The sequence below is a fragment of the Hydrogenophaga sp. genome (assembly GCF_051007235.1).
Classification (GTDB): domain Bacteria; phylum Pseudomonadota; class Gammaproteobacteria; order Burkholderiales; family Burkholderiaceae_C; genus Hydrogenophaga.
In genome coordinates this window covers 1-4,554 of record NZ_JBPCSJ010000393.1, presented here as the reverse complement: position 1 = coordinate 4,554, position 4,554 = coordinate 1, and the positions used below count along the sequence as shown (strand labels likewise).

Genomic DNA, 4,554 nt, shown 5'->3' with positions numbered 1-4,554 from the left:
CAGCCCCGCATCGAAAAGCGGTTTGACGCCTGGCTGGCGGCCCGGCGCGCGGTGGTCAGCGACTTGCCGCGTTGTGCAGGTCGATGAGCACGGTCTCCAGGATCGTGTTTCCCTGGGCTTCGGCATTGCGCGCCAGCCGGGCCAGGTTGTGGGCGAATTTGTCCTTCTGCTCGAAGGGCATGGTGTCGCACAGGGCAATGAGCACGGCGCCCAGTGCTTCGTGCAGGGCTTGGGCGGCCTGGTCTACCGGGATCGGTTTTTGTTCCATGGGTGCCCTCCTGGGGCTGGTTCGTTGGGGAACGTCCAGCGTAACCCAGGCGGGGCACCCGCCTTTTCCCGCCGGGGCACTTGATGCGTGATTCGTCCATCAAAGTGTCAGTGCGCATCCAGGCGGCGCTCGCAGGCCGGTGCGCCCTGCAGCGCCAGCACCTGCAGCGTCGTCACCAGCTCGGCGCAGAACTGATGCCGCGCCGCATCGTTGCGCGTGGCCACCTGCACGGCCATGGCGTGGTGCAGCAGGGCCGCCGCATCGAAGCATTCGGCGTCGGCCACTGCGGTGGCAATGTGCTGGCCCGCCAGCAGGCTGGCTGTGATCAGTGGAGTGGGTGTCGTCATGACTGAACTCTCGCAGTCGTTCGCGCAGAAGTCGCGCAACCTCGAAGCGCACCTGATGCGCCTGATTGCCGAGCGCACCCAGACCCGCATGGCCGACGCCATGGGCGTGGACGACAGCACCATCAACCGCTGGATCACCAGCGACAGCGGCCTGCGCCGCGCCTGCGAACTGCTGGCCGCGCTGGGCCTGCGCCTGAAGCCAGACGACGAGCCCGATTTCAGCGAGAGCTATGTGAGTGCGCTGGAAACCCTGGCCCGGCACCAGCTCGACCAGCGGCGCGCGGCGCGCTGATCGGCAATCGTGCCCATGGTGCCGCGTGCGCAATTCCCGATTCCCGTGAGTGTTCCCGCAACCCCAACCCAAGCGCGTTGCAAGCCCGCGCACCACCAGCCATGACGATGATGAACCAGCCTACGGGCCTGTCGCGCCACCTGCCTTACCCGGACGCCGTCAGGCTCTGCGGCGCCGCCAGTGATGGCGATGAGGCGATGCGCCTGCATTCCATTGACTCCATCACCGACGACCTGGCCCGCCGCGGCCTGGTGCGCCCCCGCAACTGCGATGCCCGGGCCGCCGAGTGGCAGGCCGAGCGCGATGCGCGGGCGGCGTTGGCGGTGGCGATGACCGGCTCGGTGCCCGCTTCAAGGAAGCCGCAGGCGTGAGCAACGGCCAGCAGGACGTGCTGGGGCAGATGCTGGCCGTCGGGCTGGATACGCCGCCGATGCCGCTGGACACCTCTGGCAAGGTGCGGCGCTTCGGCCCGAAGAAGGCGCACTGGTACCGCCTGCGCGAGATGCGCACCGACAGCGGCACGTGGGTCGTCGTGGGCAGCTTCGGCAACCATCGAGGCCAGGAGCGCTGGCGCGTCGAGGTGGACTGGAAGGGTATTGTGGAGGACGAGCGCCAGGCCCTGTTGCAGCGTCGGCAGGCCCAGGCCGATGCCGACCGCGCCCAGCGCGAGATCGAGGCGCAGCGTGCTGCCATGACCGCCGCCGACCTGTGGGCCAGCGCCAGCCGCACGGGCACGAGCGAGTACCTCAAGCGCAAAGGCGTCGATGCCGAGGCCTGCCGCTACCTGCCGGATGGCAGCATCGTGATCCCGCTGCTGCGCTACGACCATCCGCGCGAGCAGGCGCTGAAGGCCACGCAGCGGATCTGGCCGGACGGCACCAAGCGCTTCTCGAAGGGCTTTCAGAAGCCGGGGGTCTGCCTGCGCCTGGGCCTGGTGGTGGCCGGTGAGCCGCTGCTGATCTGCGAGGGCTACGCCACGGGCCTGACCCTGCGCATGGCCGTGCAGCGCCGGCTGCCGGTGTTCGTGGCGTTGGATGCCGGGAACTTGCTGCCGGTGGCCGAGCTGCTGCGCGCGCTGTACCCGGACAACCGCATCCTGATGTGTGCGGATGACGACTACCGCACCAAGGGCAACCCGGGCCGCGACAAGGCTGTCGCTGCTGCCAAGGCTGTGGGCCGGGCCGACTACATCTACCCGATCTTCCGCCCGGCCAACCGGCGCGAGAAGGACACAGACTTCAACGACCTGCAGGCCCGCGAAGGGCTGAACTGCGTGCGCCGCCAGCTGCGGCCTGCCATGCCCGCGCTGATGGCCTCGGTCATGGCCACGGTGCAGGCCGCCGACGCTGCGCAGGCAGCACCCCTGGAGAACAAGCATGCGCGTGCCTGCTGACAACGTCGTGGCGATTGACAACCTCCCACCCCCACCGGAAGGCGCGAGCGCGCCCACGGAGGGGGGAGGGGCCAGGAAGCGCAAGCCCAAGGGCGACAAGCCGTTCGACTTTGCGCGCCTGAACACGCTGATGCAGCACATGGTGCTGATCTACGGCACCCTCACGGCTTGGGACGACGACCAGCGCCGCATCGTGGCCGTGAACGCGCTGCGCCTGGCGTTCGGCTCGGACTATGTGAAAGCCTGGCTCAACAGCGACAGCCGGCGCATGGTCAACCCCGAGCACATCGTGTTCGAGCCCGGCAAGGAGCTGGAGCCGCCTGAGATCAACCTGTTCAACGGCTGCGCCATGCAGCCGCGCCAGGGCGACTGCGCGCCCATCCTGGAGCTGCTGCGCTACCTGTGCAGCGAGAGCGCCGACACGGCTGAGGAAGTGGCTGCCGTCATGGCCTGGGCTCTGCGCTGGCTGGCGCTGCCGCTGCAGCGGCCCGGCACCAAGATGCGCAGCGCCCTGGTCTTCCACGGCCCGCAGGGCGCGGGCAAGAACCTGCTCTTCGAGATCGTGGCCAAGATCTACGGCCAGTACGCCCTGGTCGTCGGCCAGGAGCAGCTGGAGGACAAGTTCAACGACTGGGCCAGTCAGAAGCTGTTCCTGATCGGCGACGAGGTGGTGGCTCGCGCGGAGCTGTATCACCAGAAGAACAAGCTCAAGGCCTTTATCACCGGCGAGACGATCCAGATCAACACCAAGATGATGCCGCTGCGCACCGAGAGCAACCACGTCAATGTGGTGTTCCTCAGCAACGAGCAGCAGCCCCTGGCGCTCGAGGTCGGGGACCGGCGCTACTTTGTCGTCTACACCCCGCCGCGCGATGAGCAGGGCCTGTACCAGCGCGTGGCCGCCTGCCTGGCGCAGGGTGGCGCCGAGGCGTTCATGCACTACCTGCTGAACCTGGACATGGGCGCGTTCAGCGAGTACGACATCCCGCCCATGACCCGCGCGAAGGCCGACCTGATCGAGCTGGGCCTGAAGCCGCACGAGCGATTCGCGCGCGACTGGTTGCGTGGCTATCTCCCGCTCCCTCTGAGGGTGTGCAGCACCGAGCAGCTGTATCGGGCGTTCAGCCGCTGGAGCAGGAACACCGGCGAGAGATTCCCGCCACCCCAGGTGACGTTTTCCAAGGGCGTCGAGAAGGTGCTGCGTGGCAAGGTGCGCTGCAAAGGCGTGAAGCTGGACACACCGGTCAACGGTAGGGCCTGGCTGCGAATGTGGTTACCGGGTCAGGTGCAGCCGCCCGAGGGCATGACCGAGGGGGCCTGGGCCAGATCCTGTGTCGAGAGCTTCGAGGACGACCTGCGGGACTTTGCCGGCAGTGACGGGGCGCCGACATGAGCCCGGGTGTGGCGCGTGGTTGCGCGACAGGTTGCGCGACGGTTGCGCGTCAGTTGCGCTGTAAATCGTTGATCTTGCTTGAGTTGCGCGACTTTCCCGAGATTGCCCATGCGTGCGCGTGTGTGCGAGACAGCCATTCACTCATCGAATCGCCGATGAATTTCTCCCGTTCTCCCTAAACCCACGCAACTTCAATGACTTATCCCGCAAGTGTCCCGCAACCGTCGCGCAACCCATCTTCTTCTTGCGCAACCAACCCCTGACGCTATGGAAAAGAGAGATGAGATGAGAAAGCTGATGCCGGCCACCGCCGAGATCGTTGACCTGTTCCGCGAGCTGGTAGGCCGTGAGCAGGCCGACGAGACCATCAAGCGGGCCATGAAGGGGCAGGGCGGCTTCTGGGTGCAGGAAACCTGCCCCGATGGCGTGGTGAGGGAGTTCGGCAGCCGTGAGCCTGTGGGCCGCGCTGGGGCCGTTGCTGCGGCCCTGCCTGCCATGCCTGCCCTACCTGCGAACAGGCCAGCACGCCGGGCCGGCGCATGAGCGAAGCCCCAGCCACCCGAATCGGCCGGCCTGCAGGTGAGGCGCGCGGCCTGCTGCTGCAGGCCCTGCCCCTGGCGGGTGACTTCGAGGCCCTGGCGCGGCACACCGGGCTGCCCGAGCGCACCGTGCGCCAGACCCTGTGGAACCTGCGCCGCGACAGGGTGATCGAGGCCGTGGCCAAGGTGGTGGGCCCGACCGGCCGCCGCCGCGCCGTCTACGCCCCGGCGCTGCCCCGGGAAGATGCCGGGCAGGCCCTGGGCCTGCTGCTGGGCACGGCGTGGCGCTGATGGGCCAGGGCGAGGTCTCGCGGCACTATGT

General features: G+C 67.9%; 8 protein-coding genes. 6 read left to right on the top strand and 2 right to left on the bottom strand.

What is annotated here, in order from left to right; translation table 11 throughout:
* Positions 1 to 55 precede the first annotated feature (55 nt).
* Together ACR2JA_RS14045 and ACR2JA_RS14040 are read right to left on the bottom strand one after the other, a co-directional pair.
* A complete protein-coding gene (locus tag ACR2JA_RS14045; protein WP_434009702.1) occupies positions 56 to 268 on the bottom strand; it encodes a hypothetical protein in 213 nt (70 codons plus the stop codon).
* 107 nt (positions 269 to 375) lie between these two features.
* Positions 376 to 615, bottom strand: a complete 240-nt coding sequence (locus tag ACR2JA_RS14040; protein WP_434009701.1) for a hypothetical protein — start codon at positions 613 to 615, stop codon at positions 376 to 378.
* On the opposite strand from ACR2JA_RS14040, the gene ACR2JA_RS14035 reads away from it, so the two are divergent.
* The 6 genes from ACR2JA_RS14035 to ACR2JA_RS14010 all read left to right on the top strand — a co-directional run bounded on the left by ACR2JA_RS14035 (position 614) and on the right by ACR2JA_RS14010 (position 4,523).
* The gene (locus tag ACR2JA_RS14035; protein ID WP_434009700.1) at positions 614 to 907 is read left to right on the top strand and encodes a CII family transcriptional regulator; all 294 of its coding nucleotides are present in this window, start codon (positions 614 to 616) and stop codon (positions 905 to 907) included. The genes ACR2JA_RS14040 and ACR2JA_RS14035 overlap by 2 nt on opposite strands.
* A gap of 101 nt (positions 908 to 1,008) precedes the next feature.
* Positions 1,009 to 1,278: a hypothetical protein gene (locus tag ACR2JA_RS14030; protein WP_434009699.1), complete on the top strand. Its 270-nt coding sequence runs from the start codon at positions 1,009 to 1,011 to the stop codon at positions 1,276 to 1,278.
* A complete protein-coding gene (locus ACR2JA_RS14025; protein ID WP_434009698.1) occupies positions 1,275 to 2,300 on the top strand; it encodes a toprim domain-containing protein in 1,026 nt (341 codons plus the stop codon). The genes ACR2JA_RS14030 and ACR2JA_RS14025 overlap by 4 nt, the downstream gene beginning before the upstream one ends.
* On the top strand, positions 2,284 to 3,693 hold the full coding sequence (locus tag ACR2JA_RS14020) for a primase-helicase family protein (protein ID WP_434009697.1): 1,410 nt from the start codon (positions 2,284 to 2,286) through the stop codon (positions 3,691 to 3,693). The genes ACR2JA_RS14025 and ACR2JA_RS14020 overlap by 17 nt, the downstream gene beginning before the upstream one ends.
* 285 nt (positions 3,694 to 3,978) lie before the next feature.
* A complete protein-coding gene (locus ACR2JA_RS14015) occupies positions 3,979 to 4,236 on the top strand; it encodes a hypothetical protein (protein WP_434009696.1) in 258 nt (85 codons plus the stop codon).
* A complete protein-coding gene (locus tag ACR2JA_RS14010; RefSeq protein WP_434009695.1) occupies positions 4,233 to 4,523 on the top strand; it encodes a hypothetical protein in 291 nt (96 codons plus the stop codon). The genes ACR2JA_RS14015 and ACR2JA_RS14010 overlap by 4 nt, the downstream gene beginning before the upstream one ends.
* Positions 4,524 to 4,554: the final 31 nt, after the last annotated feature.

Coding starts and splice junctions, on each gene's coding strand:
- ACR2JA_RS14045 (WP_434009702.1), bottom strand. CDS start 268: ATGGAACAAAAACCGATCCCGGTAGACCAGGCCGCCCAAGCCCTGCAC.
- ACR2JA_RS14030 (WP_434009699.1), top strand. CDS start 1,009: ATGACGATGATGAACCAGCCTACGGGCCTGTCGCGCCACCTGCCTTAC.
- ACR2JA_RS14040 (WP_434009701.1), bottom strand. CDS start 615: ATGACGACACCCACTCCACTGATCACAGCCAGCCTGCTGGCGGGCCAG.
- ACR2JA_RS14035 (WP_434009700.1), top strand. CDS start 614: ATGACTGAACTCTCGCAGTCGTTCGCGCAGAAGTCGCGCAACCTCGAA.
- ACR2JA_RS14010 (WP_434009695.1), top strand. CDS start 4,233: ATGAGCGAAGCCCCAGCCACCCGAATCGGCCGGCCTGCAGGTGAGGCG.
- ACR2JA_RS14015 (WP_434009696.1), top strand. CDS start 3,979: ATGAGAAAGCTGATGCCGGCCACCGCCGAGATCGTTGACCTGTTCCGC.
- ACR2JA_RS14020 (WP_434009697.1), top strand. CDS start 2,284: ATGCGCGTGCCTGCTGACAACGTCGTGGCGATTGACAACCTCCCACCC.